Origin of the sequence: Indioceanicola profundi, from assembly GCF_003568845.1 — a bacterium.
Taxonomy (GTDB): Bacteria; Pseudomonadota; Alphaproteobacteria; order Azospirillales; family Azospirillaceae; genus Indioceanicola; species Indioceanicola profundi.
The window spans coordinates 670,203-696,912 of the sequence record NZ_CP030126.1; the positions used below are offsets into that span (position 1 = coordinate 670,203).

Annotated in this window: 24 protein-coding genes and 1 other RNA gene; 8 read left to right on the top strand and 17 right to left on the bottom strand. The window is 67.5% G+C overall.

The annotated features are described in order from the left end of the window. Window positions 1–5 precede the first annotated feature (5 nt). The 11 genes from DOL89_RS03230 to DOL89_RS03280 all read right to left on the bottom strand — a co-directional run bounded on the left by DOL89_RS03230 (window position 6) and on the right by DOL89_RS03280 (window position 12,158). Entirely contained in the window at window positions 6–1,472 is a 1,467-nt protein-coding gene (locus DOL89_RS03230) for a UDP-N-acetylmuramoylalanyl-D-glutamyl-2,6-diaminopimelate--D-alanyl-D-alanine ligase (protein ID WP_119677852.1), read from the bottom strand. Window positions 1,473–1,485: 13 nt separating this feature from the next. Next, on the bottom strand, window positions 1,486–2,961 hold the full coding sequence (locus DOL89_RS03235; RefSeq protein ID WP_119677853.1) for a UDP-N-acetylmuramoyl-L-alanyl-D-glutamate--2,6-diaminopimelate ligase: 1,476 nt from the start codon (window positions 2,959–2,961) through the stop codon (window positions 1,486–1,488). Next, window positions 2,961–4,766: a peptidoglycan D,D-transpeptidase FtsI family protein gene (locus DOL89_RS03240; RefSeq protein WP_119677854.1), complete on the bottom strand. Its 1,806-nt coding sequence runs from the start codon at window positions 4,764–4,766 to the stop codon at window positions 2,961–2,963. The genes DOL89_RS03235 and DOL89_RS03240 overlap by 1 nt, the downstream gene beginning before the upstream one ends. Continuing rightward, window positions 4,763–5,173 carry a cell division protein FtsL gene (gene ftsL, locus DOL89_RS03245; RefSeq protein WP_119677855.1) on the bottom strand — a complete coding sequence of 137 codons (411 nt, stop codon included), beginning with the start codon at window positions 5,171–5,173 and terminating at the stop codon, window positions 4,763–4,765. The genes DOL89_RS03240 and ftsL overlap by 4 nt, the downstream gene beginning before the upstream one ends. Next, window positions 5,170–6,135, bottom strand: coding sequence for a 16S rRNA (cytosine(1402)-N(4))-methyltransferase RsmH (gene rsmH / locus DOL89_RS03250; protein WP_119677856.1), 966 nt, complete (start codon window positions 6,133–6,135; stop codon window positions 5,170–5,172). Before rsmH ends, ftsL begins: the two co-directional genes overlap by 4 nt. Then, complete coding sequence (locus DOL89_RS03255; protein ID WP_119677857.1) at window positions 6,132–6,620, bottom strand: division/cell wall cluster transcriptional repressor MraZ; 489 nt, start codon at window positions 6,618–6,620, stop codon at window positions 6,132–6,134. The genes rsmH and DOL89_RS03255 overlap by 4 nt, the downstream gene beginning before the upstream one ends. 686 nt (window positions 6,621–7,306) lie before the next feature. Continuing rightward, window positions 7,307–7,763: RNase P RNA component class A (gene rnpB / locus DOL89_RS03260), an RNA gene on the bottom strand. 51 nt (window positions 7,764–7,814) lie between these two features. After that, complete coding sequence (locus tag DOL89_RS03265) at window positions 7,815–8,495, bottom strand: N-acetylmuramoyl-L-alanine amidase (protein ID WP_119680207.1); 681 nt, start codon at window positions 8,493–8,495, stop codon at window positions 7,815–7,817. Between the two features lie 74 nt (window positions 8,496–8,569). Then, window positions 8,570–9,445, bottom strand: a complete 876-nt coding sequence (locus tag DOL89_RS03270) for a DMT family transporter (protein ID WP_119677858.1) — start codon at window positions 9,443–9,445, stop codon at window positions 8,570–8,572. Continuing rightward, window positions 9,442–11,259 carry an ABC-F family ATP-binding cassette domain-containing protein gene (locus DOL89_RS03275; RefSeq protein WP_119677859.1) on the bottom strand — a complete coding sequence of 606 codons (1,818 nt, stop codon included), beginning with the start codon at window positions 11,257–11,259 and terminating at the stop codon, window positions 9,442–9,444. The genes DOL89_RS03270 and DOL89_RS03275 overlap by 4 nt, the downstream gene beginning before the upstream one ends. Before the next feature lie 119 nt (window positions 11,260–11,378). Beyond that, on the bottom strand, window positions 11,379–12,158 hold the full coding sequence (locus DOL89_RS03280) for a TerB family tellurite resistance protein (RefSeq protein ID WP_119677860.1): 780 nt from the start codon (window positions 12,156–12,158) through the stop codon (window positions 11,379–11,381). A gap of 283 nt (window positions 12,159–12,441) precedes the next feature. Between DOL89_RS03280 and DOL89_RS03285 the strand changes: the two genes are divergently transcribed. The 4 genes from DOL89_RS03285 (at window position 12,442) to DOL89_RS03300 (ending at window position 18,199) form a co-directional block, all read left to right on the top strand. Continuing rightward, window positions 12,442–12,996 carry a GNAT family N-acetyltransferase gene (locus tag DOL89_RS03285; RefSeq protein ID WP_119677861.1) on the top strand — a complete coding sequence of 185 codons (555 nt, stop codon included), beginning with the start codon at window positions 12,442–12,444 and terminating at the stop codon, window positions 12,994–12,996. A gap of 114 nt (window positions 12,997–13,110) precedes the next feature. Then, window positions 13,111–14,019 (top strand): hypothetical protein, encoded by a 909-nt coding sequence (locus DOL89_RS03290; RefSeq protein ID WP_119677862.1) that lies wholly within the window; start codon window positions 13,111–13,113, stop codon window positions 14,017–14,019. A gap of 87 nt (window positions 14,020–14,106) precedes the next feature. Further along, complete coding sequence (locus DOL89_RS03295; protein ID WP_162937301.1) at window positions 14,107–14,514, top strand: hypothetical protein; 408 nt, start codon at window positions 14,107–14,109, stop codon at window positions 14,512–14,514. 70 nt (window positions 14,515–14,584) lie between these two features. Continuing rightward, complete coding sequence (locus DOL89_RS03300) at window positions 14,585–18,199, top strand: hydantoinase B/oxoprolinase family protein (protein ID WP_119677864.1); 3,615 nt, start codon at window positions 14,585–14,587, stop codon at window positions 18,197–18,199. Window positions 18,200–18,370: 171 nt separating this feature from the next. On the opposite strand, the gene DOL89_RS03305 is transcribed toward DOL89_RS03300, so the two are convergent. Continuing rightward, complete coding sequence (locus DOL89_RS03305) at window positions 18,371–18,877, bottom strand: cupin domain-containing protein (RefSeq protein ID WP_119677865.1); 507 nt, start codon at window positions 18,875–18,877, stop codon at window positions 18,371–18,373. A gap of 73 nt (window positions 18,878–18,950) precedes the next feature. Between DOL89_RS03305 and DOL89_RS03310 the strand changes: the two genes are divergently transcribed. The 3 genes from DOL89_RS03310 (at window position 18,951) to DOL89_RS03320 (ending at window position 21,357) form a co-directional block, all read left to right on the top strand. After that, on the top strand, window positions 18,951–19,598 hold the full coding sequence (locus DOL89_RS03310) for a LysE family translocator (RefSeq protein WP_119680208.1): 648 nt from the start codon (window positions 18,951–18,953) through the stop codon (window positions 19,596–19,598). Window positions 19,599–19,680: 82 nt separating this feature from the next. Further along, window positions 19,681–20,316, top strand: a complete 636-nt coding sequence (locus DOL89_RS03315) for a tellurite resistance TerB family protein (RefSeq protein WP_119677866.1) — start codon at window positions 19,681–19,683, stop codon at window positions 20,314–20,316. A gap of 33 nt (window positions 20,317–20,349) precedes the next feature. Further along, window positions 20,350–21,357, top strand: a complete 1,008-nt coding sequence (locus tag DOL89_RS03320; protein WP_119677867.1) for a TIGR00266 family protein — start codon at window positions 20,350–20,352, stop codon at window positions 21,355–21,357. Window positions 21,358–21,402: 45 nt separating this feature from the next. Here DOL89_RS03320 and DOL89_RS03325 read toward each other — a convergent pair whose 3' ends face one another. Continuing rightward, entirely contained in the window at window positions 21,403–21,927 is a 525-nt protein-coding gene (locus tag DOL89_RS03325; protein ID WP_119677868.1) for a hypothetical protein, read from the bottom strand. A gap of 116 nt (window positions 21,928–22,043) precedes the next feature. After that, entirely contained in the window at window positions 22,044–22,508 is a 465-nt protein-coding gene (locus tag DOL89_RS03330; protein WP_119677869.1) for a hypothetical protein, read from the bottom strand. Between the two features lie 226 nt (window positions 22,509–22,734). Here DOL89_RS03330 and fumC point away from each other — a divergent pair, with 226 nt between their 5' ends. Beyond that, a complete protein-coding gene (gene fumC / locus DOL89_RS03335; RefSeq protein WP_119677870.1) occupies window positions 22,735–24,129 on the top strand; it encodes a class II fumarate hydratase in 1,395 nt (464 codons plus the stop codon). A 61-nt stretch (window positions 24,130–24,190) separates the two neighbouring features. Here the strand turns inward: fumC and DOL89_RS03340 are convergent, their stop codons facing one another. The 3 genes from DOL89_RS03340 to DOL89_RS03350 all read right to left on the bottom strand — a co-directional run bounded on the left by DOL89_RS03340 (window position 24,191) and on the right by DOL89_RS03350 (window position 26,689). Continuing rightward, window positions 24,191–25,150: a calcium/sodium antiporter gene (locus tag DOL89_RS03340; RefSeq protein WP_119677871.1), complete on the bottom strand. Its 960-nt coding sequence runs from the start codon at window positions 25,148–25,150 to the stop codon at window positions 24,191–24,193. 108 nt (window positions 25,151–25,258) lie between these two features. Beyond that, window positions 25,259–25,930: an MBL fold metallo-hydrolase gene (locus tag DOL89_RS03345; RefSeq protein ID WP_119677872.1), complete on the bottom strand. Its 672-nt coding sequence runs from the start codon at window positions 25,928–25,930 to the stop codon at window positions 25,259–25,261. Between the two features lie 93 nt (window positions 25,931–26,023). Beyond that, the gene (locus DOL89_RS03350) at window positions 26,024–26,689 is read right to left on the bottom strand and encodes an exopolysaccharide biosynthesis protein (RefSeq protein ID WP_162937302.1); all 666 of its coding nucleotides are present in this window, start codon (window positions 26,687–26,689) and stop codon (window positions 26,024–26,026) included. Window positions 26,690–26,710: the final 21 nt, after the last annotated feature.

Consider the following 26,710-nt stretch of genomic DNA (forward strand, 5'->3'; position numbering starts at 1 on the left):
TTTCGTCAGGTTCCGGAGACAGCAGCGACTGGCCGGGCGGCATCCGTCTGGTCAAGGGCCGTCAGCGCATCCACCACCAGGCTCATGCGGCTGCCGGCCGATCCCTTGACCATCAGCACGTCGCCGGCGCGCACTGCATCGGCCACCAGCGGCGCAAGCGCCGCGCTGTCCTCCGCGTGGCGACCGCGCATGGAGGCGGGCAGTCGGTCATGCAAGTGTTTCATCTGCGGGCCGCAGGTGAATACCAGATCCACCCCGGCCCGCTTGAAGGCGTCGGCCAGCCCGGCATGCAGCGCGGCGCTCTGGGCGCCCAGCTCCCGCATGTCGCCCAGCACGGCGATGCGCCGGCCGCCGGCGCCCGGATCGGTCTTGCCCAGCACCGTGGCCGCGGCGGCGACGCTGACCGGGCTTGCGTTGTAGCTCTCGTCGATCAGGTTGAAGCTGCCGCGGGCCAGCGCCACACGGCGCCGCGCGCCCCGGCCCTTGATGGCGGAAAGCTGGCAGAGTTGGCGGGCGGCCAGGGCCACGTCGCCGCCGGCGGCGCGCACGGCCAGCAGCACGGCCAGCGAATTCAGCACATGGTGCTTGCCCGGCAGGGACAGGCAGTACTGGATGCGCTCCCCCTTGATGTCCGCCGTGACGGCGGAGGAGGTGGCGTGCAGGGAGGCGTCGATCAGGCGGGCATCCGCCCCGTCCTGGCTGCCGAAGCTCCAGATCCGGGTCAGACCCTGGGTGCGGGCGGCCGCGACCAGCCTGATCCAGTGCGGGTTGTCGCGGTTCAGGATGGCGGTGCCGGTGGGGCTCATGCCCTCGAAGATCTCCGCCTTGGCATCGGCGATGGCCTCGACGCTGGGGAAGAACTCCAGATGGACGGCTTCCACCGTGGTGATGATCGCCACGTCCGGCTTCACCATGCGCGACAGCGGCGCGATCTCGCCGGCATGGTTCATGCCCAACTCGAAGATGCCGTAGTCGCTGTCGGCCGGCATCCGCGCCAGGCTGAGCGGCAGGCCCAGATGGTTGTTCAGATTGCCGGTGGTGGCGTAGGTCTTGCCCTGGGCCTGGAGGCAGAGCTTCAGCGCTTCCTTGGTGCCGGTCTTGCCGACGGAGCCGGTGACCGCCAGGATGCGCCCTTCGGCGTTCAGGCGGGCGACGCGGCCCAGATCCTCCAGTGCCGCCTGGGTGTCGTCCACCAGCAGCAGCGGCGCGTTGGCCTGCACCCCCTCCGGCACCGCGGAGACGAGGGCGGCCGCGGCGCCCTTGGCCAGGGCGTCCTTCACATAGGCATGGCCGTCGAAGTTCGGACCCTTCAGCGCGATGAACAGGTCGCCGGGCGCAACGGTTCGGCTGTCGATCGAAACACCCGTCGCCATCCAATGCCCGGCCGTTCGCGCAATCGGATGGCGGCCATTGGTGGCGGCCGCGGCATCGGCCGCGGTCCACAGGATGTCGGTGCCGGACTGCGTCTTCATCTGCTGTCCCCCGTCAAGTGCCCTGTTGCGCGACCGCGGCTCTCGCCACCATCGCATCATCGAAGGGGCGGACCTCGGTCCCTATGATCTGCCCCTGCTCATGCCCCTTTCCGGCGATCACCAGCACATCGCCGGACCCCAACTCCTCCACCGCCATGGCGATGGCCTTCGCACGGTCGTCCACCTCGGTGGCGGACGGACAGCCGGCCATCACCTCCGCGCGGATGGCGGCGGCGGATTCGGTACGCGGGTTGTCGTCGGTCACGATGACCCGGTCGGCCAGACGCGCGGCGATCTCCCCCATCATGGGGCGCTTGCCGCGGTCCCGGTCGCCGCCGCAGCCGAACACCACATGCAGACGTCCCGTGGTATGTGGCCGCAAGGCTTTCAGAACCGTTTCCAGGCCGTCGGGTGTATGGGCGTAATCGACGTAGATGGCGGAGTCATTTTTGGGACGCGCCGCCAATTCCAGACGGCCCCGTACCACTTCCAGATTTTCCAAAGCTTCCAAGGCCTTGGCACCATCCTCGCCGGTCCCGATGGCAAGGCCCAGGGCGCAGAGCGCATTCCAGACCTGGAAGCGCCCGACCAGCGGCATCTCGATCGTGCGGCGCTGCCCCATGACCTCCAGCTCCACGGCCTGGCCGTGGGGAAGGGGGGTGATGGACAGCACCTTCAGTTCGCGGCCCTGCTCGCCGAAACCGATCACCGTCTGCTTGCGCTTGTGGCACAGGGCGGCCAGCCGGTCGAACTCCGGGATGTCGGCGTTCAGCACCGCCACGGCGCCCTGCGGCATCACACGCTCGAACAGCATGGCCTTGGCCTGGAAATAGGCCTCCATGGTGCCGTGATAGTCCAGGTGGTCGCGGGTCAGGTTGGTGAAGCCGGCGGCCTTGACCAGCACGCCATCCAGCCGGAACTGGTCCAGCCCGTGGCTGGACGCTTCCATGGCCAGATGGGTCACCCCGGCCTTCGCCACCTCCGCCAGCGTGGCGTGCAGGGCGATGGGGTCGGGGGTGGTCAGGCTGCCCGATTGCGGAAAGCCCGGCGCCACCAGCCCAAGCGTTCCCATGGCCCCAGCCTTGTGGCCCAGATGGGCCCAGATCTGGCGGGTGAACTGGGCGGTGCTGGTTTTTCCGTTGGTGCCGGTCACGGCGGCGATATGGGCCGGCTGCGCGCCGTGGAAGGCGGCAGCCAGCAGGGCAAGCCGGCGGCGGGGATTGATGTCCTCGATCAGCGCCACATGCTCCGCGCCCGGCGGAAGGGCGGTGCCCTTCGGCGCCAGGATGGCGACAGCGCCCTTGTCTATGGCTGCCGGAATATAGGCCCGCCCATCATGCACTGTGCCCGGCAGCGCTGCGAACAGCGCTCCGGGCACCACCTTCCGGCTATCGGCGGTCAGGGCCGCGATCGGTGGATCGCGTTCGAGCGCCAACGCCGATACAGCGATTTCAGTACGTGAGGCCATGAGTTCCGACAATCTCTTCATCAGCGGCCTTCCGTGGGAAAGGCGGCCATCTGCGGCGTCATCGCCGGGGTCCGGGGTGCAATCTCCTGCGGATTGATGGCAAGGGCATGGACGACATCGGGCGAAGTTGCGTCCTGCGGCTTAACGCCGAGCAGCGGGCCGATCTGGCTGACGATGCGGCCGACGGTGGGAGCGGCGGTCCAGCCGGCGGTGGCGAAGCCGAAGCTGTTCTTGGACGGCTTCGGTTCGTCGACCATGACGTAGACGACGTAACGCGGATCGTTCATCGGGAAGGCGCCGACAAAGCTGGTGATCAGGGCCTTCTTGGCATAGCCGCCGCGCTTTACCTTCTCCGCCGTGCCGGTCTTGCCGCCGACCAGATAGCCCGGTGCGTCGGCCTTTCTCGCGGTGCCGTCGGTCACCACCATACGCATCAGGCGGCGCATGGTGTCGGAGACGCGCTCGGACACGAGGCGGTTGCCGGCGATCGGCTCTTCCCTGTCGCGCTTCAGCAGGGTGGGCGCGACGCCCATGCCGTCATTGATGACGCCGGCCGCGGCGGTGACGACGTGCAGCGGGCTCACGGACATTCCGTGACCGAAGCTGATGGTCATCATGTTCACCTCGCGCCAGGGATTCGGCACGATGGGCCAGCCGAGTTCAGGCAATTCCAGCGGAACCGGCCGGGTGAAGCCGACCTTGCTCATGAACTCCTTCTGCGCCGCCGGCCCGATCCGCTCCGCCATGCGGACGGAACCGACATTGGAGGAGTGCTTGAAGATGTCGACGACGTCCATCCAGCGGTTCTCGGGATGGTAGTCGCTGATGCTGTGGCGGCCGATGCGGATGGAGCGGGTGGCGTCAAAGCTGTCGCGCAGCCGAACCTGCCCCGACTCCAGCGCCATGGCCGTGTTGAATATCTTGAAGGTCGAACCGGCCTCGTACACGCCGAGCGTGTTGCGGTTGAAGCGCGGGTCCAGATCCTGCTCCTCGATGGGCGGAGGCGGGGAGTGCGGGTCGAAGTCCGGCAGGCTGACCATGGCCAGCAGCTCGCCAGTATGCACGTCCATGACCATGCCGGCCCCGCCGATGGCACGGAACTCGTCCAGCGTGACCTGGATCTCCTTGCGCAGGATATGCTGAAGGCGGACATCGATGGAGAGCTGCAGCGGTCCCTGCGTCTCCTTCAACTGCTTGTCGAAGCGTTGCTCAATCCCCATCAGGCCGACATTATCGACGCCGCTGAAGCCGACGACATGGGCCGCCAGACTGCCCTGCGGATAGATCCGCCGCTCCTCCCGCTGGAACGCCAGCCCGGGAATCCCGAGGCGGTTCACCTCGTACTGCTGCTTCGGCGTGAGGTTCCGCTTGATCCAGACGAAGCGCTTGTCTTCCTTGAGGGAGGCCAGCAGGGCCTGACGGTCCAGCTCGGGCAGGACCTGGACCAGCTTGGCGGTCGCCTCCTGCGGGTCGATCACCAGCTTGGGATCGGCATAGAGCGAAGCCGTGGCGAGCGAAGTCGCCAGCAGCACGCCGTTCCGGTCCACGATATCTGCCCGGCTCTGCGGCGCCACGGCGCTTGCGGCGCGGGTGGCGCCGGGCTCCTGCCCGCCGGCCAGGATCGTGGCGTCCATCAGCTTCAACCCGACAGCGCCGAACGCCATGGCGAAGAAGGCCGCGGTCAGGATCAGGCGGCTGCGCCCCTGCTCCAGAGCCGTGGCGTTCTTGGACTGGAGGCGCACGCGCGGCTCACGCGGGCGTTGCTGCTGCATGCGGTCCAGTCCGGCCATGTCGAAGCCGGTCAGCGTCAGGTCGGCATCGGTCATCGGGCCGCTCCATAGCTCAAATCGCCGCCATAGGTGGCCAGCACCACCGGGCCGGACGGCTTCGCGTCCGGCTTGCGCACCGGGGCGGAGGACAGCAGGGCAGGCGGCTGTCCCTCCTCGATGCCCGGCATCGGCTTCAGCGGAAGCTGATCCAGCGTGACGATCTGCTCGACCTTGGTGGGGCCAAGCACGGTGTGCTCCGCCACCAGCCGTTCCAGGCGCACGGGATCGTTCAGATAGGCCCACTCGGCCCGCAGGACCTGGATGGCCTCCTGCTCCGCCACGATCTGGCGGTTCAGCTTGGCAAGCTCGTCCGCCTGCTCCTGCACGCGGTAGCTGGTCTGGTAGAGGATCACGCTCGCGGTACCGGCGAGGCCGATCCAGATGAGAATGGACTTGCCGATCATGCGGCGTCTCCTGTGGTCCAGGCCGGAGCGTCGGTACGCTCCGCTGCGCGTAGCCGGGACGACCGGGCGCGCGGATTGCGGCGGGCTTCCTCCTCGCTGGGCGCGGTGCCGGAGCGGGAGAGAAGGCGGAAGGTGGGAGCCGGGCCGGTGGCGGCCGGGCCGGGCATGTGGCGGGACGGCGCCGGAACATTGCCGGACCGCTGGCGCAGGAAGTCCTTCACCACCCGGTCCTCCAGCGAATGGAAGCTGACCACGGCCAGCCGTCCGCCGGGGGCCAGCAGGCGCTCGGCCGCCATCAGGCCGCGCTCCAGCTCGCCCAACTCGTCATTCACATGGATGCGCAGACCCTGGAAGGTGCGGGTCGCGGGATCGATCCCGTCCTTCGACTTGGGCACGACCCGCCGCACCACATCGGCCAGTTCGGCCGTGCGGGCGAAAGGCTGTTCGGCGCGGCGGGTCACGATGGCGCGGGCGACGCGGCGGGAATGCCGCTCCTCGCCATAGCGCCAGATGATGTCGGCCAGCTCGGCTTCCTCGGCGGTGTTCACCACGTCGGCGGCGCTCGGCCCATCCTGTCCCATGCGCATGTCGAGCGGACCGTCGAAACGGAAGCTGAAGCCGCGCTCCGGCTCGTCGATCTGGGGGGAGGAGACGCCGAGGTCGAGGGCAACCCCGTCCACCGACTCCACGCCACGGTCGAGCAATAGCCGGTCCATGTCGCCGAAGCAGCCCGGAACCATGTGCAGGCGGCCGGGGAATTCCTGCGCCAGCTTCCTGCCGCGCTCAATGGCGGCCGGGTCGCGGTCGATGCCATAGACGGTGCAGCCGGCCCGCTCCAGCAGGGCGCGGGCATAGCCCCCCGCGCCGAAGGTGCCGTCCACGATCACGGCGCCGTCGCGGGGAGCCAGCGCTTCCGCCACCTCGTCCCGCAGGACGGGAATGTGAACGAGGGTTCCGGTCATGACGCTCCCCGGTTCGAGAGGTGGGACGTCTTCGCCAGGATGGTGGACAGCGAGATGTTGTTGCCGCGGGCCTGCTCGCGGCTGGCGGCCTCATGCGCCTTCAGCGCCTCCGGCTCCCAGATCTGGAAGATCTTGCGGCGGCCGACGAAAGCGCAGGTTTCGACGATGCCGGCGAACTCGGTGAATTCCTGCGGGATGCTGATGCGGCCCTCGGGATCGATGGGCAGGCGGATGGAGCCGCCGAACACGGTGGTCTCGATCAGGTCACGGTAGTCGGGAGGCGTCTCGGGATCGTCAAGGGCAGCGCCGAGCTGGTCCAGATAGTCGATGGAGCAGGCGTCCAGCGCCTGGGCGGTCAATGAGCGGAAAATGATGACTTCGGAGGTTCCCGCCCCATTGCCCAAGGCCGAGCGGAAGGCTGCCGGGACCGAGACCCGACCCTTCTTGTCGACCTTGTTGACATATGTGGACAGGAACAAGCCCATCGTCCCCCGCCTCTCCGGTACCCCCGCCGGTACCGCCCCTTTCGGCTACCCGCCTCCGGATCGTCGGCCCTTCCCGCCCTGCTCGCGGGTGGGCGGAAATGGGCGTCAGGTCCCGAATTTGGGTGAGATTGGGATAACATGGGACTGTATGGGCGTCAATGGGACGAACGAGTAAAGGGCTTGATCTGCCAAGAATATGCCGGGGGCTGTGGGTAGCTTTGGGGATAAACCGGGGATGAATGTGCACAACATATAAAAATGCGTTTATAGCCGCGCAGTTCGACTGTGAACAATCATTTGCGTTCACTTTTTGTTCTTGTTTTTTGCCCGCGCAACGTCTGATCTAGACTGGAAAAGATGGCGGGAATCTTTAAGTCGGTATTGTATAGCCGCTTGGGGCCGCCGACCGATTCCTTTTAGCCGAATCCCGAATATCGGGCCGGCGCCTGCATGAGCCACCAGGGGAGTGATGGCCCAATTGCCCGGCCAAGGCCACAAGATATTGTGCCCTTAATACCATTTTGTGCTGCAAGTAGCGTAGGGCGACAGGGTGGCGCATGAGGGCGCAGGCAACTCCAGTGACAAAGCAGGGATGCGACACACCCTTCGGGTAGTACTAGCCTCAATCCCATGCGCGCAAGTGGTACAAATAACCACATTGGAGAGGCATGAAATCGGTAAGTCGAAAAGCCAGACGGTCTGTAAGCCGGGTTCTGTCCACCGGACCGTATCCACCAGGGAATCCCTGTGTGTGGACGGTATCCGGGGGATGGCCATTCCTCTGGGACGCCCGTTGCCGGACGCCTCGCGCAACCCACCCGGACGGCGGCGCGGAAGCCCGCTTGGCCGCACGATTCCTGCGAATCGCCGACACTGCCGTCCCTATTCGGTCTTGCTCCCGGTGGGGTTTACCGTGCCGCCCCCGTCGCCGGGGGCGCGGTGCGCTCTTACCGCACCCTTTCACCCTTACCCATGCTGTCCCATGGCGAACCATGGGCTGACGTGGGCGGTTTGCTTTCTGTGGCACTTTCCCTGGGGTCGCCCCCGCCGGGCGTTACCCGGCACCGTGCTTCCGTGGAGCCCGGACTTTCCTCCCCCCGGCGGGTTTCCCCATTGCCGAAGGGCGGCCATCCGACCGTCTGGCGCGCGGATAGTTAGTCCTGTCGGGCCGGCGATGCAATGCCGATCTGGCGGTCAGACCAGCCGCTCCGAATAAACCCTGGCCAGGGCGCGCATTCGCTTCACCGTCTCGGCGTCCGGCAGGCCGGTCAGCCGCTCCGGGCACCAATGGCGCTGGAAGGCCAGCAGGCTGCGGGCGGCGGAGCCGTCCCATACGGTCCCATCCCATGCCGTCCCATGGCCGTCGTCCCATGCCGTCCCATATCCGATCCGGCCCAGCAGGTCGCGGATTTCGGCGTTGGTCCAGCCGCCCTCGTCGGACTTCCCCGGTTCGGGCCAGGCGCCGATGCCGCGGGCGGCCAGACGCTGCCAGTCGAACAGCTCGCCGGGGTCCTCCTTGCGGTCGGGGGCGATGTCGGAATGGGCCAGGACGTGCAGGGGCGGGATGCGGTAATGCGCAACCAGATCGGCCGCCAACTCCTCCAGCGACGCCATCTGCGCCTCGGGGAACGGGCGGTAGCCGAACTCGTGCCCTGGATTCACCAGCTCGATCCCGATGGAACGGCTGTTGATATCCCGCTCCCCCCGCCAGAAGGACACGCCGGCATGCCAGGCCCGGCGCTTCTCATGCACCAGCCGGTAGATGGTGCCGTCCTCATCGATCAGGTAATGGGCACTGACCTGCGCCGCCTCATCGCACAGCCGCTCCAGCGCGGCTTCGGCACTCTGCATTCCGGTATAATGCAGGATCAGCATGTCCACGGGTTTACCGACAGCGCGGGCGCCATGGTTCGGGGAGGGGAGATCGATCAGGCGCACGGTGTCTCATCTCATGTGGTACTGCGTCCGACTACCAGACGCGGTCGCCTCACTATGATTACACCAACTCCGCCCAAGGTGAGTAGCCCGCCGACAATAAGTTTCCAGGTCAACGGCTCTCCCAGCACCAGAACGCCGCCGCCGACTCCGAATATCGGGACCAGCATCAGGAAGGGGATGGTCTGGTTGACATCGAACCGCTGCACAAGCGGATACCAGAAAGCATAGGCGAGGATCGTCGCAGCGCCGGCCAGAAAGGCCAGACAGGCGACGCTCAGCCAGTCGATGGTCAGGATCTGCTGAACCTGGTTGTCCTCGAAGATCAGCGACAGGATGGCGAGCTGCGGGACGGCGAACAGCGCCATGTAGGCGTTGAGCGTTTTCCAATCCACGTCGCCGCCCATCCATTTGAGCTGGATGCTGGAGAATGCGAAGGCGAGGGCGGCCCCGATCACCATCAGCACATGCGGCAGGCTGGTCCGTCCGTCCGGCACGCCGGCAATGACCGCCACGCCCGCGAAGGCCACCGCCATGCCAACCGCCCGACGCCAGCCCAGCTTGTCCTTGAAGAAGATCATCGCGAGAAGGGAAGCGAAAGGAACCTGGAGCTGGATGGCAATACTTGCCGTACTGGCGTCAACTCCGCGGACACCATTGAAGATCAGGGGGAAGTGGATACCGCCCAATACCAGGGAATAGAAGAACAGCGGGCGAAGATTGCCCCATGGCACCTTGACGAAGGGCAGCAGCATCGCAGCCACCAGCGTGAAGCGGATCGCCATCAGCAGCAGCGGCGTGAAATGCGTCATCGCCACCTTGGCGACGACGAAGTTGAAGCCCCAGATCGCCGTGACGATGATGGCTTGAAGAATGTGGATCGGCTTCAAGAACCACCCTCCAGCTCTTCGCGCAGGGCCTCCAACTCCAGCCAGCGGTCCTCGGCGGCGGCCAGTTCGCCCTGCGCCTTTGCCAGATCGTCCGTGGCTTTCGCGAAACCGGCGGGGTCTTTGCTGTAGAAGGCCGGGTCGGCCATCTTCGCTTCCAGCTTCTTGATGGTCTTCGCCAGCGCGTCCATCCGGCCCGGCAACTCTTCCAGCTCCCGGTTCTCCTTGAAGGACAGCTTGGTCTTGGCTTTCTGCTTCGGAGGTGCCGCCGGTGCCGAAGCGGATTTGGCCGCGGCAGGGGCCGCCGCGGCCTTTTCCTTCCGCTGGTTCAGGTAGTCGCTGTAGCCGCCGGCATATTCGCTGACATCCCCATCCCCCTCCACCGCGATGGTGGAGGTGACCAGACGGTCCAGGAAGTCGCGGTCGTGGCTGACCAGCAGCAGCGTGCCCTCATACTCCGCCAGCACTTCCTCCAGCAGGTCGAGCGTGTCCATGTCCAGATCGTTGGTCGGCTCGTCCAGCACCATCAGGTTCGACGGCTGGGCGAAGAGGCGTGCCAGCAGCAGCCGGTTCCGCTCCCCGCCCGACAGGGCCCGCACCGGCTGTTCGGCCATGGACGGGTCGAACAGAAAGTCCTTCATGTAGCTGGCGATATGGCGGGGCTTGCCGCCTACCATCACCGTGTCGCCGCCGGTGGGCAGAAGGGCGCTGCGCACCGTCTGCTCGGGGTCGAGCTGGGCCCGGCGTTGGTCGAACATGATCATCTGGAGGTTCGTGCCCCGGCTGATCGTGCCGCTGTCCGGCTGCAGCTCGCCCACCAGCATCTTCAGCAGCGTCGTCTTGCCGGCCCCGTTCGGGCCGATCAGCCCGACCCGGTCGCCGCGCATGATGCGGGTGGAGAAGCCCTGGGCGATCACCCGCTCCCCCTCCGGCCCCTGGAAGGTCTTGGAAATCGAGTCGGCCTCGATCACCAGCCGGCCGGAGGATTCGCCCTCCGACACGGTCAGGTTCACCTGCCGGGTTCGGATACGGTCGGCACGCTCCTGGCGCATGTCCTGAAGCCGGCGGACACGGCCCATATTGCGGGTGCGGCGGCCGCTGATGCCGCCCTCCCACATCCATTTCAGCTCCGCCTTGATCTTCTGGTTCAGCTTGTGGGCCTGCGCCTCCTCATCGGCATAGACCTGGTCGCGCCAGCTCTCGAACTCCGAGAAGCCGCGTTCCGTCACCCGCATCACGCCGCGGTCAAGCCAGAAGGTGCGCCGGGACAGGTTGGTCAGGAAGGCGCGGTCGTGGCTGATCAGCAGCAGCCCGCCGCGGAAGTTCCGCAACTCCTGCTCCAGCCACTCGATGGTGGGGATGTCCAAATGGTTGGTGGGCTCGTCCAGTAGCAGGACGTCCGGCTCATCAACCAGGGCGCGGGCGATGGCGGCCCGGCGCGACTCGCCGCCGGACAGGGTGGAGCAGGCGCGGTCGGCCGGCAGCCGCATGGCCTCCAGCACGGCTTCCACCCGGTAGTGCTGCGGGTCCTCCTGGCCGGCGGAAACGAAGTCGGCTACGGTGGCATAGCTGCTGAAGTCCGGTTCCTGCGCCAGATAGGCGACGCGGGCACCGGGCTGCACGAACCGCTCCCCCTCATCCACCTGCAGGATGCCGGCGAGGCACTTCATCAGGGTGGATTTACCGCTGCCGTTGCGGCCGACCAGCGCCACCTTGTCGCCACGTCCGATGGCGACGTCAACGCCCGTGAACAGGGTGGTGGCGCCCAGATGGACGCCGGCGCCGGTCAACGCGACCAGGGGAGGAGAGGAAGCCATCGGAACTCTTCTGAACAGGCGGGATCAAGGATCGACCAGCCATAACAGATAAGCCCCGCCCCGTCGCGGGCCGAGGGGTGCATGACACCGGTGCGTCCGCCTCAGGCGCTCCGCGCGGCTCAGGCGGGTTCGCGCGCCTTCTGGTCCCGCTCGATGCGGTCATAGGCGGCGTTGATGGCCGCCATCTTCTCCTGCGCGATGTCGACGAATTCCTTGGGCAGGCCCTGGGCAATCAGCCGGTCGGGATGATGCTCCCGGACCAGCCGGCGGTAGGCGGCCTTGACCTGGTCCGGCGGTGTGTCGCGCGCAATGCCCAGCACAGCATAAGGATCGTCCATGGGATCGGCCCCGCCTGCCGCCGCCCCGCCATGGATGCTGCGGATCCGCTCGAACTCCGCATCGCTGAAACCGAAGATGCGGGCGATGCTGGCCAGATACTGAAGCTCCGCCGCATGGATCACGCCGTCTGCCACGGCAATGTGGAACAGCCCGCCCAGCAATTCCTCCAGCACCGGCTTGCGATCCGTGAACATGCCGGCAAGCTGGGTGGCATAGGGCTCGAACCCGGCGCTGTCCTTCTTGGCGATGTCGAACAGCCGTCCGACATTCTTCAGCTCCTCCGGCGGGACCTGGAAGACATGCTTGAAGGCATCCACCTCCTTGCGGTGAACGGCGCCGTCGGCCTTTGCCATCTTGGCCCCCAGCACAATGACGCCGACGGTGAAGGCAATGGTCTTCGTCTGGTCTGGGCGGCCCTGATCGTCCTCACCCTGTGGCTTGGATTCAAGCTCCCGCAGCTCATCCACGGCGTGGCCGGCGACGGCGCCGATCAGCGCGCCCAGCGGGCCGCCGACGGCGAACCCCGCCGCCCCGCCCAGAATCTTGCCCCAGATGCTCATGCCGGCCACGACGGATCAGGTGATCGGATGTCCATCCAGACAGGATACCGCCAAGCGTACGGCCCGCAAGTCCGGAACCTCTGGATGACCGCGTCAATCGGTCCCGGCAACTCAGCCATGTGAGTAGGCCTGTCTTCCAAATGGACTATGACCGAGCTATATTGCGCTGCACAACGTTGATCTCGCATCCGCAAACAAGAGCGGGTGGGCCGAACAGGCCGATACCGCCGCGAGACTCTGGAGGAAGTGCCCCGGAGCGAGTGTTTGGAGCGAGGGTGAGATCATGGCCGTATTCCGCAAACTGCTGCCAGCCGAAGCCGGACGCTACCGGGACCATCTGCTGCGCCTGTCGCAGGCCGATCGGCGTGCCCGGTTCTTCGGCAGCATGAGCGACGACGCCATCCGCAACTATGTCGACAGGATATCCTGGAGCCGCACCATCGTGCTCGCGGCCATCCAGCGGGGCGAGGTGCGCGCTGCGGCGGAGCTGCGCCTCGGCGACCGGCCCGGCGAGGCGGCCGAGCTTGCCTTCAGCGTGGAACAGGAACTGCAGGGCCAAGGCGTGGGTACGATCCTGACCCGCCGCATTCTGACCGCGGCGCGGAACCGCTGTGTCCGCCGTGTCTATATGATCTGCCAGAGCGACAATCGCCGTATGCAGCGTATCGCCTCCAAGCTGATCGGCCTCTGCCGGTTTGAGGATGGCGACGTCATCAGCACCAAGGACCTGCCCCCCGCAACGGCGCTGTCCGTGGCGCAGGAGTTCATCGACACCGGCGCCGTTCCCATGGCCACCATGCTGGACCAGTGGCAACGGCCGGAGAGTGCTGCCGCCTGATCAGCCGGCCGCTATTTTCCGCAGGTGCGGAAACAGTAGAAACGCATCGAACATCCGGGCGACATGGGGACGGGCCAGAGTGCGCACCGTCCCACGCTTCGGAGCTTTCCCAAGATGCGCATTCCGGCCTCCCGCCTTGCCGTTCCCACGGCAGCCGCCGCCCTGGTCCTCCTCATCCCTTCCATCGTCTCCGCCCAGAGCCTGAAGCCCTTCCAGCAGGCCGGGCTCGACGCCTGCCTGAAAAGTGCCGCGCCCGAGGCCCGCGAAGAGGTGGAGGAGGAATTCCGTCCCGTCTTCGCCATGATGCCGAACGAGATCGCGGTCCAGATGTTCGTGGCCGAGTGCAAGAGCAGCGCCCAGGACATGGCGCAGGAGCTGGCCGAAGCGGCGGCGGAGGAGGCCCGGGCCGAAGAGGAGTATGTGGACTCCGACAAGGTGCAGGCCCACCACATGGCCCAGCTCGCCGAACCGGTGCGCCGCCTCTGGGCCAGCCTGCTGCCCTTCGAATTGGCGCTGGCCGAACGTGACGATGACATGAGCAGCTTCACCAGCCGCTCCTGGGACAGCTATGCGGGCACGCCCGCCCATTACCCCGTCATCAATCCCTGGTATTATTCGTCCGAGCCGGACCGTGTACCGATGGAGCTGGAGCATGAAATGTTCTTCAGCATTCCGATGGACGGGGCGTTCGACTTCGACTTCTCCAAGGTGCCGGCCAAGATCGACCACGCGCCCGTGCTGGCCAAGCTGGACGCCATGGTCGCCGCCTACAAATCCGCCTGGATCAAGCGCAACGAGGCCGCCTCCGCCCTGCGCACGGCCAAGTATCCGGACGAGCGGTGGACCGGCATGGGCCGCGAATCCAAGATGCTGGACAAGAAGATGGAGGAGTGGCGGAAGACGACGGAAGCCGAGATGGCCCCGTTGGGCAAGCAGATCGAGGCTTTGATCGAAGGCCACCGCAGGTCCGTGGTCGCCCCCATGCTCCAGGCGGTGAAGTCGGGAACCAAGGTTAAGCTCTGATCCGCCATCCTGCCCGGTGACGCCGCCGTTCCGCCGCAATTCGCCTGGACGAGTGGCGTAGGGCGCAACATCGCGGCGGAGTTGCGGATGGGGTGGGGACGAATGGCGGCATGCTGTGCAGCGCTGGCGCTGTCGGGCTGCGCAGCGCCGCGGCCCGCAGACCCGCCGGTCTATTTCGGCAGCGGCCGGGGCAGCAGCGTGGGCAACTGGATCGGCGTCGGCACCGGCGAAACCCGGATCGGGCCCCAGGGACAGGTCTGCGACGTCTATTTCTGGGATCGGCCGGTCGGAAACGGACAGGCGGTGAGGCTGAGATCGGGGTCCTGCCCGATTCCGGGGCGGCCGGGCCTCTTCTCCCTGCACGACTACGGGCGGTCCTTGATTCCGCTGGCGGAGAGCCTTGTCCCGGCCCAGCCGCCGCCGGAACCGCTGCCTGCCGATCCTGTCTCCCGTACCGCGCCCGCGCCGACGGTGGAACGGAAGCCGCTCGGCTGAAGCCGCCGGGCGGGTTGTCCCCGGCCCGCCCGCCGTTGCACACTGCCGGCCCCTGGAGCGGAGGTGCGGCATGACCAAGGGTAAGTGGGAGTTCTGGATCGACCGGGGCGGCACATTCACGGACATCGTGGGCCGTGCGCCGGACGGGCGGCTGGTCACGCACAAGCTGCTGTCCGAAAATCCGGAGCGTTACCGCGACGCCGCCGTCCAGGGCATCCGCGACCTGTTGGGCATCGGGCCCGGCCAGCCCGTTCCGGCGGAGCGCGTGGCCGCCGTCCGCATGGGCACCACCGTCGCCACCAATGCCCTGCTGGAGCGGAAGGGGGAACCGACCCTGCTGGCTATCACCGCCGGCCTGGGCGACCAGCTCCGCATCGGCTATCAGGCCCGCCCGAAAATCTTCGCCCGCCGCATCGAACTGCCGGAACAGCTCTACACCCGCACGCTGGAAGTGGCGGAGCGGGTGATGGCGGACGGCGCCGTCCTCACCCTGCCGGACCTGGAGGCTGCGCGCCACGGGCTGGAGGAGGCGTACCGGGCCGGCTTCCGCGCCTGCGCCGTGGTGTTCATGCATGGCTACCGCTATCCGGCGCATGAGAAGGCGGTGGCCGAGCTGGCGCGGCAGATCGGCTTCACCCAGGTCAGCGCCAGCCATGAGGTCAGCCCGCTGATGAAGATCGTCGGGCGCGGCGACACCACGGTGGTGGACGCCTATCTCTCCCCCATCCTGCGCCGCTATGTGGACCAGGTGGCGGCGGAGCTGCCGGGCGTGCCGCTGTTCTTCATGCAGTCCAATGGCGGCCTGACTGAGGCGCAGCGCTTCCAGGGCCGCGACGCCATCCTCTCCGGCCCGGCCGGCGGCATCGTCGGTGCCGTGAAGACCGCGGCGGGGGAAGGGCTCGGCCGCATCATCGGCTTCGATATGGGCGGCACCAGCACCGATGTCTCCCACTATGCCGGCGAGTATGAGCGGAGCTTTGAGACGGTGGTGGCCGGCGTTCGGCTGCGTGCGCCGATGCTGCGCATCCACACCGTGGCGGCCGGCGGCGGTTCCATCTGCCGGTTCGACGGCACGAGGTTCCGTGTCGGCCCGGAAAGCGCCGGGGCCAATCCCGGCCCGGCCTGCTATCGCCGCGGCGGGCCGCTGACGGTGACCGACTGCAATGTCATGCTGGGCAAGCTGCACCCGGACTTCTTCCCCGCCGTCTTCGGCCCGAACGGGGATGAGAAGCTGGACGCCGATGTGGTCCGCGCCCGGTTCGCCGAGCTGGCGCAGGACGTTGCCGCCGCGACCGGCCGGGAGATGGACCCGGAGGAGATCGCGGACGGCTTCCTGAGGATCGCGGTGGAGAACATGGCCCACGCGATCAAGCACATCTCCGTCCAGCGCGGCTACGATGTCACCCGCTATGCCCTGCAGTGCTTCGGCGGGGCGGGCGGACAACATGCCTGTCTGGTGGCGGATGCGCTGGGCATGACCAGCGTCTACATCCATCCCTTCGCCGGCGTCCTCTCCGCCTATGGCATGGGCCTCGCCGACCTGGTCGCGATGCGGGAGCGGGCGGTGGAGGCCGAGTTGGGCTCCGGCCTGCTGGAAGAGCTGGCGATCGCCGTGGAGGCGCTGGGCGGTGCTGCCGCGGCGGAGTTGGCGGACCAGGGCGTGCCGGATGCCCGCATCACGCTCCATCCCAAAGCCCAAATCAAGGTGGCTGGCACCGACACGTCCCTGCCGGTCGCCTTCGGGCCGGAGCCGGAGATGCGCGCCGCCTTCGCCGCCGCCCACAAGCAGCGCTTCGGCTTCGAAATGCCGGACCGGCCCTTGGTGGTGGAGGCGCTCAGCGTGGAGGCGGTCGGGCAGGCGGGGGCGGAGGCGAAGACCTCAGGGAGCGCCTTCGCCGCTCGACAGGCTAAGGGTGAGGGCTCAAGTCCGCTCGCCTTCGTCGCGGCCCGCATGGCCGGGGCCACAACCCGCACCCCGGTCTTCGACCGCATTGCACTTCCCCCCGGCGCTGAGATCGATGGTCCCGCCATTCTCCGCGAACCGACCGGCACGACCTTGGTGGAACCGGGCTGGCGGGCCGAGGTCACCTCCGGCGGCGGGCTGATCATCCGCCGCGTCGTCCCGCTGCCCAAGCGCATCGCGGTGGGGACGGAGGCCGATCCGGTGATGCTGGAGGTGTTCAACAACCTCTTCATGTCCATCGCCGAGCAGATGGGGCTGGCGCTTGAGAACACCGCATATTCGGTGAACATCAAGGAACGGCTGGATTTCTCCTGCGCCGTGTTCGATGCCGGCGGCCATCTGATCGCCAACGCGCCCCATATCCCGGTCCATCTCGGCAGCATGGGCGACAGCGTGCGGGCGGTGATCTCGGCCCGCGCCGGCACGCTCCGCCCCGGCGACGCCGTGATGCTGAACAACCCCTACCGCGGCGGCACCCATCTGCCGGACGTCACCGTGGTGATGCCGGTGTTCGACAGGGGCGGGGAGGAGATCCTGTTCTGGGTGGCCTCCCGTGGGCATCACGCCGATATCGGCGGCATCACCCCCGGCTCCATGCCCCCCGACAGCACCGGCATCGAGGAGGAGGGCATCCTCATCGACGATGTGCTGCTGGTGGAACAGGGCCGCCTGCGCGAACAGACGGTGGCGGAGCTGCTCACCTCCGGTCCCTATCCCGTGCGCAACCTCGCCCAGAACATGGGGGATTTCCGCGCCCAGGTGGCTGCCAATGTCCGCGGGGCGGAGGAGCTGCTGCACATGGTCGATCTGTTCGGGATCGAGACCGTCCGGGCCTATATGGGCCACGTCCAGGACAATGCCGAAGCCCAGGTCCGCCGCGTCATCGGCGTGCTGAAGGACGGCGGATTCGTCCAGCCCCTGGACAATGGGGCGGAGGTGCGGGTCCGGGTCGCCATCGACCGGCAGGCCGGAACCGCCAGGATCGACTTCACCGGCACCAGCCCCCAGCAGCCCGGCAACTTCAACGCCCCTTCCGCCATCACCCGCGCCGCCGTGCTCTATGTCTTCCGCACGCTGGTGGATGAGGACATCCCGCTGAACGATGGCTGCCTGAAGCCGCTGGAGATCGTGATCCCCGAAGGCTCCATGCTCAATCCCCGATTCCCCGCCGCGGTGGTGGCCGGGAATGTGGAGGTGAGCCAAGTCGTGACCAACGCGCTCTACGGTGCACTCGGCGTGCTGGCGGCGGCGCAGGGCACCATGAACAACTTCACCTTCGGCAATGACCGCCACCAATATTACGAGACCATCTGCGGCGGCAGCGGGGCCGGCCCCGATTTCGACGGCACCGACGCCGTCCACACCCACATGACCAACAGCCGCCTCACCGATCCGGAGGTGCTGGAATGGCGCTTCCCGGTGCTGCTGGAGTCGTTCCGCATCCGAAACGGCTCTGGCGGGGCGGGTCGCCAGCGCGGTGGTAACGGTGTCGTCCGCCGTCTCCGCTTCCTGGAACCGATGACGGCGGCCCTGCTGTCCAACAACCGCCGGACCGCCCCCTTCGGGCTGGAGGGCGGGTCTCCCGGCCAGCCCGGGGCCGGCCGGGTGATCCGCACCGACGGCACCGTTCAGGACCTGCCCGCCACGGCGAAGGTGGAGATGGCGGCAGGCGACGTGTTCGAGATCGAGACACCGGGAGGCGGTGGTTTCGGGGCGGAATGAGGGTGACCGGCCGACAAGGACACCGCGCGCAACTCCTACCGTCACCCCGGCGAAAGCCGGGGCCCAGGAGTCACGGGCGCCGATGCAAGCGGCTCTGGGTCCCGGCTTTCGCCGGGATGACGGGAGAAAGGAGCGGGATGATGGGTGGAAAGGGTGACAGCTAAAGCCGCATCAATCCGGCCGCCGCGCCATCCCGTCATGCGGCCCCAGCTCCCGCTTCGGTGCGTCCTCCCAGTAAAGCTCGCCGATTTCCGGATGGCGGCCGGGGTTCAGCGGGTAGATGACCTTGTTGTCGGGGCGCTTGTGCTCGCCCACGACCAGCAGCCGGACGGTCTCATCCGTATTGTTCAGGATCGTGTGGGCGACGCCGGTGCCGGGCTTGAAGCCAACGGCGTCGCCGGGGGAGAGGCGGTGCAGGTGGCCGTCGATCCAGGCGTCCGGCGTGCCCTCGATCACATAGACCAGCTCCTCCTCCGTGCTCTCCGCATGGGGCCAGCTCGTGCGGCGGCCGGGCGGCAGGACCTCGTGGTGGACGCCGATCCGGGTGAAGCCGAACAGCTTCCCGAAGGGGGAGCCGATGGACAGAAGTTCATCGGACCCGGGATATGTGGCGTTGTCCGGGTCCTGGATTTCCGTCCAGTGGCGGATGAAGTCGGGACGGGGCGGAGTGGCGGACATGCTGAAATTCCCGGTTGGCGGCCGTGGGGCGGAGCCGCATCATAGTGCCCCTGCCGACAGCCGGAAAGCCGCCATGCCCGACTTCGATCCAGCCCTGTTGGCCACCTACGCGGTGGCGGCGCTCGGCCTGTCGCTGACGCCGGGACCGGACATGCTGTTCTGCTTCGCCAATGGTGTCGCCCACGGGCCGCGTGGCGCGCTGGCGGCGGCGTTCGGCATCTTCCTGGGGCTGGCGGTGCATCTGGCGGCCCTGACCCTGGGTCTGGCCGGGCTGGTCGCCGCCTCGCCGCTGGCGTTCGAGGCGCTGCGCTGGGCCGGTGCGGCCTATCTGGTCTGGATGGCGGTGCAGGCCTTCCGCAGCCCGCCGATGGCTCTGACCGCGGATGGCTGCGATGTCGGCCCGCGGCAGGTTCCGCTGGCGGCAATTGTCCGCCGAGGGTTCGTGACCTGCCTGCTGAATCCGAAGCTGATTCTCTTCTTCCTGTCCTTCCTGCCCCAGTTCATCCGGCCGGAAGCGGGAAGCGTCGCCGTGCAGACATTGATCCTGGCCCTGATCCTGGTCCTGCCGGGGCTGGCGATCAATGCGGCGGTCGGGGTCGGCGGCGGCGGCATCGGGCGCTGGCTGTCGCGCCATCCCGGCTTCGCGCGGGCGCAGAACTGGTTCGTGGGGGGCATCTTTCTGGCATTGGCCGCTCGTCTGGCGCTGGTCCAGCGCGGCTAGCTCCCCCGCCCGCACCCGCGACAGCGGCGGCGGTGCAGCTTATAAAGGGGAGAAGAGGGAACAGGGGGAGGCAAGCCCGACCATGGATGTGGAGCGTCTGCTGGGTTCGTTGCTGAAGACGGGCCTTGGCAAGCAGAAGGCGTCGGGCGGACTGCGCCGCGCCGCCTTTTCTCGGCAGGGGCTGACCCTGCTCGCCGGCATCGGCATCGCGGCCTATGAGCATTACCGCAGCCGTCAGACCGCCGCACAGCCGCAAGCGGGCGGCGGCGACACAGCACCGCCGATCTTCCCCGGCGCGTCCGGCCCCGCCATGCCGCCGCCCTTCCCAGGGACGGGCAGCCCCATGCCATCCGCCCCGCCACCGTTGCCGGAGCCCGATCTGCTGCTGCGCGCCATGGTGCTGGCCGCCCTTGCGGACGGCGTGCTGGATAGCGCGGAGCGGGAGGCGCTGACCGATCATCTGGAGCGGGATGGAATCACGGCGGAGGAGCGGGCGCATCTGGGCCAGCTTCTGGCCGATCCCGGCACCATCGACGATCTGGCGGCCCGAGTGAAGGACCCCGGCACCGCGGCGGAGGTCTGGGCTGCCGCCCGCCTCGCCATCGACCCGGACTCGCAGGCCGAGCAGGACTTTCTGGTCCGGCTCGGCGACAGGTTGGGCCTGGACCAGGACGCCCGCGACGATATCGAAGCCCGGTTGGAAGAAGCCGGGGCCTGACACCTCATCGGACCATCAACAGGGGGAGACAGCATGAGCCAGTGGTTCTTCCATACAGGGGCGGAGCAGGTCGGTCCGCTGGAGGCGCAGGCGGCAACGGATTATGCCCGCATCCACCCGGACGCCTTCTGCTGGCGGCAGGGCATGCCGGAATGGCTGCCGGTCAAGGCGGTGGCGGAGCTGTCCGGCCAGACCAGCCCCTGGGCCGGCCTCGCCACTCCGCCGCCGCCCCGCGCCGGCGTCACCTCTGGCCGGTCGGACGAGATCGACTTCAAGATATTCGGCTCCGACATCCAGTTCGTGGAGGTGGAGCTGGACCCAGGCGAGAGTGCTGTCGCGGAGGCCGGGGCCATGGTCTACAAGGACCCATCGGTCCAGATGAACACCGTGTTCGGCGACGGCTCCGGCGCGCAGGGCGGCGGCTTCATGGACAAGCTGCTGGGGGCGGGAAAGCGTCTGGTCACAGGCGAAAGCCTGTTCACCACTGTCTTCACCCACACCGGTCGGGGCAAGGCCAAGGTGGCCTTCGGCGCGCCCTATCCCGGCACCATCCTGGCCCTGCGCCTGTCCGACCTCGGCGGGCGGCTGATCTGCCAGAAGGACAGCTTCCTCGCCGCGGCCAAAGGCGTGTCAATCGGCGTGCACTTCCAGCGCCGGGTCATGACCGGCCTGTTCGGCGGGGAGGGGTTCATCATGCAGAACCTCACCGGCGACGGCTGGGTTTTCGCCCATGTCGGCGGCACTGTGGTGGAGCGCCAGCTCGCACCGGGGGAGGAGTTGCACATCGACACCGGCTGCGTCGCGGCCTTCACGCCCGATGTGGATTTCGATCTGGTCCAGGTCGGCGGGGTGAAGTCCGTCCTGTTCGGCGGGGAGGGGCTGTTCTTCGCCACGCTGCGCGGTCCCGGCCGTGTCTGGATACAATCCATGCCCTTCAGCCGTCTGGCGGGCCGCATGCTCTCCGCCGCCATGCCCGGCGGCAGCAAGGGGGAGGGCAGCGCACTCGGCCCCCTGGGCGACATCGTGATGGGGAACAGATAAGGGTGGCAATCGGGGAAGCCGGTCGCCCCGGCTCCCTCGTAGCGCTCAGCCCTGCATCTCGACGAGGTCTTCGCCGTTCCAGATGTAATAGCGCGGATTGGCCTTGGCACCGGCCGGCATCTCGTGCGGCGGGTTGGCCACGAACAGACGGCTGTCCTGCTGGAAGCTGGCGCCATGGCTGGTCCGGGGGCCCCAGATCACCTTGCCGTTCCGGGCATCGATGAAGGCCCATTGCTGGCATTCGTTGCCGCAGCCCCAGCTCGCCACCGCCAGATGACCGGCGAAGGCGGGACCCTTCTCAGCGCCCTGCTGGATGGCTGTGCGGTATTCGCGGGCGTTAGGGTGGCTGCGGAGATTTGCGGACACCGCCTCGGGCGCAATGATGTCGTAAGGCGGGAACTGCTCGAACCTCGGGCGGGCCAGCATCTGCCGTTCCTCCGCCGGAAGCTCGTTGACCCGATATCCGCCGCCGGGAATGGGGCTGGAAACGCTACAGGCCCCCAGCACGGCCAGAGCCGTGATGGCGGACAGGGTAATGGCGGGGGCGGTGAGTTGAGCGCGGCTGAGCATGGCGGCAATGGGCGCGGGTTCCGGGCGGGACGGCGTTATAGTCGCAGGCAACCATTAACGCCGCGTTTGTATTGGAAACCCTGTCCAGCGAAAACGGCACGATTAGGGCGGCAATCTCAGAACGGCATCGCCACGCCAACGGTCAACCGCCGGTCTGAAACGTCGAGCTTGCTATTGAACTGGACCCCGGCGCTGCCCGGCGCCATGCGCAGCGTCAGGTTATCGCCCCTTAGCCTCCAGTCCATGCCGCCGGGCCCCAGATCGCCGGACAGCGGATCGTCCACGATCAACGCCTTCGGCTCCGCCGGTCCAGCGCCCAGGCCCAGATGGGCATAGGCTTCCAGCCCGTCCGGCACCACGTTGCTGATACTGCCGGCCACGAACCGCGGCGCGCGCTCCGGCGTTGCCCGTTCCTTCACGGCGGAACTGAGCGGCGTCATGGTGCGCATTTTCGGCCAGGCACGATCCGCCGGTTCGGCATTGGCGGTTCCGACCGGCAGTGTCCCCAACACCGCCAGCCAAGCCGCCAGGGTCAGCGCCCGTCCGGGCCTGCCCATACGCTGTTCCGGAATCTGCCGCATCAATTCTTCCCCGCTGTTGCCTCATCGCAACAGGCAACCATTAATCCCGCATTAAGAAGACGGCGCATGCCTCACCATTGTTCCAGCGCCGCCTTCCACGCTTAAGAGGAGTGGTGCCCCCTATCGCGGCGCCCATTGCCCGGCAGGCCGTCAGGGTCTAAAACGCCCGGCAGCCAATGTGTCCGGAGCCGCGGCTCCGGGCTGCCACCACCGGGAGAACAGGCCGATGGCCGACAAGGTCCGCATCGAAACCGACAGCTTTGGCCCGATCGAAGTCGCCGCCGACAGGTACTGGGGCGCGCAGACCCAGCGCTCGCTCCAGAACTTCAAGATCGGTGGGGAGCGCATGCCGGCCCCGCTGGTCCGGGCGCTGGGCATCGTGAAGAAGGCCGCCGCCAAGGCCAATGTCACGCTCGGCGCGCTGGACCCGAAGCTGGGCCAGGCCATCGTCGATGCGGCGGAGGAGGTGATCGACGGCACGCTGATCGACCACTTCCCGCTGGTGGTCTGGCAGACCGGTTCCGGCACCCAGAGCAACATGAACGCCAACGAGGTGATCTCCAACCGCGCCATCGAGCTGCTGGGCGGGGAGGTGGGCTCCAAGAAGCCGGTCCACCCCAACGACCACGTCAATATGGGCCAGTCCTCCAACGACACCTTCCCCACCGCCATGCACATCGCCGCGGCGGAGCAGGTGCATCATGAGCTGGTGCCGGCGCTGGAGCATCTGCATGCCGCGCTCGACGCCAAGGCGAAGGAGTTCGCCGACATCGTCAAGATCGGCCGCACCCACCTGCAGGACGCGACCCCGCTGACGCTGGGCCAGGAATTTTCCGGCTACGCCCAGCAGATGGCCTATGGCATCGAGCGGGCGAAGTCGGTGATGCCGGCCCTGCTGCGCCTGGCCCAGGGCGGCACCGCCGTCGGCACCGGCCTGAACGCCAAGATCGGCTTCGACGTGGCCTTCGCGGAGCAGGTTGCCGACATCACCGGCCTGCCCTTCGTGACCGCACCCAACAAGTTCGAGGCGCTCGCCGCCCATGACAGCGTCGTCGAGGCGTCGGGCGTCATGAACACCCTGGCCGTCAGCCTGATGAAGATCGCCAACGACATCCGCCTGCTGGGCAGCGGCCCGCGTTGCGGCATCGGCGAGATCAGCCTGCCGGAGAACGAGCCCGGCAGCTCCATCATGCCGGGCAAGGTCAATCCGACCCAGTCGGAGGCCATGACCATGGTCTGCACCCAGATCATGGGCAACCACGTCACCATCACCCATGCCGGCGCCACCGGGCATTTCGAGCTGAACGTCTTCAAGCCGGTGATGATTTACAACCTGCTCCAGTCCATCCGCCTGATCGCGGACGCCTGCAAGAGCTTCACCGACAACTGCGTGGTCGGCATCGAAGCCAACCGCGACCGCATCGAGAAGCTGATGCACGAGTCGCTGATGCTGGTGACGGCGCTGAACCCCTATATCGGTTACGACAACGCCGCCAAGATCGCCAAGAAGGCCCACAAGGAGGGCACCACCCTGATGCAGGCCGGCATCGACCTCGGCCTGCTGACGGAAGAGCAGTTCCGCCAATGGGTGAAGCCCGCCGACATGATCCACCCGCGCTGATCGCGGGCGGCATCAACGCGGACAGGTCAGGACGGGGCGGCTTCGGCCGCCCCGTTTTGTTTTACGCAGAGGTGATGCCGCTTCCGAGCGCCACCAGATAGGCGGCATAGCCCCCGGCCAGCACCGCACCCTCGATCCGCGACAGGCGGCGGCCGGTGAAGGCGAAGAGCAGCAGCAGGGCGGTGACGGCGATCATGACCCAGAGATCGAAACGGGCGATCTCCGGCGGGATCGGCACCGGGAGAACCAGGGCGGTGATTCCCAGGATGCCGAGCACATTGTAGATATTGGACCCGATCACATTGCCCAGCGCCACGTCGCCCTGCCGCCGCCAGGCAGCCATGGTGGAGGTGATCAGCTCCGGCAGGGAGGTGCCGACCGCCACGATGGTCAGGCCGATGATCGTTTCGGAGATGCCGAAGCCGCGCGCCAGCTCCACCGCCCCGTCCACCAGCAGTCTCGCGCCGAAGATGGTCATGGCGAGGCCGGCGACGGTGAGGCCGATGGCGAGAGGCAGGTTCGTCGGCGGGGTCACCGCTTCCGCCTCATGGGCGTGCAGCTCCGCGGAGGCGTCGGGCTGGCGGCGTTCCCGCATATAGGTGAAGACGATGTAGGCGATCAGGGCGGCAACGAAGATGCCGCCCGCCGGCCGTGACAGGGTTCCGGCCAGTACGGCGACGGCGCACGCCGCGGTCGCGATGACCAGCATGCCGCCGTCGCGGCGCAAGGCCGCGGGGTCGACCGCGATGGGCCGGATCAGGGCCGCAGCGCCCAGGATCAGCAGGATGTTGGCGATGTTGGAGCCCACCACGTTGCCGACCGCGATGCCGGGCGAGTTGATCGCGGCGGCCTGGAGGCTGGTCACCAGTTCTGGCGTAGAGGTGCCGAACCCTACCAGGGTCAGGCCGATGAGCAAGGGCGAGACGTTGAAGCGCTTGGCCACTCCGACCGCGCCGCGGACGAGCAGGTCACCGCCCAGCAGGAGGAGGAGGAATCCTCCCAGAAGACTGATGAAAAGCATGTTGGCTCCCGGATCCGGCCCATTGTTCGGGCTGCAAACGGGCGAGACATGGTATGGCAGTGGCCGATCCGCCAGAACCGGCCCGAAATATCCACAGGATTATCGGGGTCAGGCGCCGACGGCGCGGTCCGAGACGAAGGGGTTGGTCTGCCGCTCACGCCCGAAGGTCGAGGGCTCCCCGTGACCCGGCAGGAAGGTGACGTCGTCACCCAGGGGGAAAAGCTTTTCCCGGACGGAGCGGATCAGGGCGGCATGATCCCCGCGGGGGAAGTCCGTCCGGCCGATGGAGCTCTTGAACAGCACGTCGCCTACCACGGCGAACCGGCTTTCCCGATGGAAGAAGATGATATGGCCGGGCGTATGGCCAGGGCAGTGATAGACATCGAGCGTCAGATTTCCGAGCGCCACCGTGTCTCCGTCCTGAAGCCAGCGGGTCGGCACGAAGGGGCGGGACGGTGAAATGCCGTAGCGCATTCCATCCTCGGCCAGCCGGTCGATCCAGAACTGGTCCTCCTTCTCCGGCCCCTCGATGGGAACCGAAAGTTGCTCCGCCAGATCGGCGACCGCGGCCGCATGGTCGACATGGGCATGGGTGACCAGGATCTTCTCGATGGTCAGGCCGAGCTGGTCGCGGGCCTTCAGGATCGTCTCGATCCCGCCGCCGGGGTCCACCACCGCGGCCCGCATCGTCGCCGTGCACCAGATGATCGAGCAATTCTGCTGCAGCGGCGTCACCGGGATGACGGTTGCCTTGAGGGGCGGCTGCGGAGCGGTGGTCATTTGAGCTGTCCCGGATGGTGGTGGGAATGGGAACAGTCCTACTTGCCCCGGTCCCCAGGGACAAGGCTTATGGGCAGGAACCGGGCCCGTGCCTCACCCCAGCAGATGAACCACGGCGGCGCCGGCCAGCAGCCACCCGCCGGTCAGGCCGATGGTGAGGGCCGCGGCGAAACTGCCCGCCACCATGCCGAGCGCGGTCGCCCAGGCGTCCCGCTCCAGCAGGCCGAGCGCCAGGATCGCGATGGAGACGCCCAGGGGAAGGTTGGTGAAGGGGGTTGGAAGGCTCAGCAGCAGGCCAAGCACCAGCACCGCCGCGCCGGTCAGGCGTTCCTGCACCACGGCCCGCTCCTCGGCGGCGCACTCCTCGCCCAACAGGGTGCGCGGGCGCAGATAGACCTCCAGCCGGGCCAGCATCGGTGCAGCGCGCAGCAGGGTCCGCCTGACGCCTTCCGGCGGTAGCCGGCGCCGGCCGATGAAGGCCGGCAGAATCGGGTGATGGTGCCCGCGCAGCATGCCGAAGGACAGGACGATCAAGGGTGCGCCCAGCACCGCGCCCGTTCCCGGCGGCCCCGGCAGGGCACAGCCCAGGGCGCAGATCAGCAGAAGCATGCCATAGGCCAGGCGCCCGAGATCCTCCGCCAGTTCGGCGATGGTCGGTCCCTCCGTCCGGCCCTCCAGTGCGGCAGCCATGCGGGTCAGCCGGTCGCTGGTGCGCTCCGGCGGATCGGCCGCGGGAACGGCAGGGCGTGTCAGCTCCATGGATCTGGACCCCAGCTTGAG

What these genes read in the sequence shown, in the direction of transcription:
- DOL89_RS03230 (WP_119677852.1), bottom strand. Translation starts at nt 1,472, where the DNA reads ATGAAGACGCAGTCCGGCACCGACATCCTGTGGACCGCGGCCGATGCC.
- DOL89_RS03235 (WP_119677853.1), bottom strand. Translation starts at nt 2,961, where the DNA reads ATGAAGAGATTGTCGGAACTCATGGCCTCACGTACTGAAATCGCTGTA.
- DOL89_RS03240 (WP_119677854.1), bottom strand. Translation starts at nt 4,766, where the DNA reads ATGACCGATGCCGACCTGACGCTGACCGGCTTCGACATGGCCGGACTG.
- ftsL (WP_119677855.1), bottom strand. Translation starts at nt 5,173, where the DNA reads ATGATCGGCAAGTCCATTCTCATCTGGATCGGCCTCGCCGGTACCGCG.
- rsmH (WP_119677856.1), bottom strand. Translation starts at nt 6,135, where the DNA reads ATGACCGGAACCCTCGTTCACATTCCCGTCCTGCGGGACGAGGTGGCG.
- DOL89_RS03255 (WP_119677857.1), bottom strand. Translation starts at nt 6,620, where the DNA reads ATGGGCTTGTTCCTGTCCACATATGTCAACAAGGTCGACAAGAAGGGT.
- DOL89_RS03265 (WP_119680207.1), bottom strand. Translation starts at nt 8,495, where the DNA reads ATGCTGATCCTGCATTATACCGGAATGCAGAGTGCCGAAGCCGCGCTG.
- DOL89_RS03275 (WP_119677859.1), bottom strand. Translation starts at nt 11,259, where the DNA reads ATGGCTTCCTCTCCTCCCCTGGTCGCGTTGACCGGCGCCGGCGTCCAT.
- DOL89_RS03280 (WP_119677860.1), bottom strand. Translation starts at nt 12,158, where the DNA reads ATGAGCATCTGGGGCAAGATTCTGGGCGGGGCGGCGGGGTTCGCCGTC.
- DOL89_RS03285 (WP_119677861.1), top strand. Translation starts at nt 12,442, where the DNA reads ATGGCCGTATTCCGCAAACTGCTGCCAGCCGAAGCCGGACGCTACCGG.
- DOL89_RS03290 (WP_119677862.1), top strand. Translation starts at nt 13,111, where the DNA reads ATGCGCATTCCGGCCTCCCGCCTTGCCGTTCCCACGGCAGCCGCCGCC.
- DOL89_RS03295 (WP_162937301.1), top strand. Translation starts at nt 14,107, where the DNA reads ATGGGGTGGGGACGAATGGCGGCATGCTGTGCAGCGCTGGCGCTGTCG.
- DOL89_RS03300 (WP_119677864.1), top strand. Translation starts at nt 14,585, where the DNA reads ATGACCAAGGGTAAGTGGGAGTTCTGGATCGACCGGGGCGGCACATTC.
- DOL89_RS03305 (WP_119677865.1), bottom strand. Translation starts at nt 18,877, where the DNA reads ATGTCCGCCACTCCGCCCCGTCCCGACTTCATCCGCCACTGGACGGAA.
- DOL89_RS03310 (WP_119680208.1), top strand. Translation starts at nt 18,951, where the DNA reads ATGCCCGACTTCGATCCAGCCCTGTTGGCCACCTACGCGGTGGCGGCG.
- DOL89_RS03315 (WP_119677866.1), top strand. Translation starts at nt 19,681, where the DNA reads ATGGATGTGGAGCGTCTGCTGGGTTCGTTGCTGAAGACGGGCCTTGGC.
- DOL89_RS03320 (WP_119677867.1), top strand. Translation starts at nt 20,350, where the DNA reads ATGAGCCAGTGGTTCTTCCATACAGGGGCGGAGCAGGTCGGTCCGCTG.
- DOL89_RS03325 (WP_119677868.1), bottom strand. Translation starts at nt 21,927, where the DNA reads ATGCTCAGCCGCGCTCAACTCACCGCCCCCGCCATTACCCTGTCCGCC.
- DOL89_RS03330 (WP_119677869.1), bottom strand. Translation starts at nt 22,508, where the DNA reads ATGCGGCAGATTCCGGAACAGCGTATGGGCAGGCCCGGACGGGCGCTG.
- fumC (WP_119677870.1), top strand. Translation starts at nt 22,735, where the DNA reads ATGGCCGACAAGGTCCGCATCGAAACCGACAGCTTTGGCCCGATCGAA.
- DOL89_RS03340 (WP_119677871.1), bottom strand. Translation starts at nt 25,150, where the DNA reads ATGCTTTTCATCAGTCTTCTGGGAGGATTCCTCCTCCTCCTGCTGGGC.
- DOL89_RS03345 (WP_119677872.1), bottom strand. Translation starts at nt 25,930, where the DNA reads ATGACCACCGCTCCGCAGCCGCCCCTCAAGGCAACCGTCATCCCGGTG.
- DOL89_RS03350 (WP_162937302.1), bottom strand. Translation starts at nt 26,689, where the DNA reads ATGGAGCTGACACGCCCTGCCGTTCCCGCGGCCGATCCGCCGGAGCGC.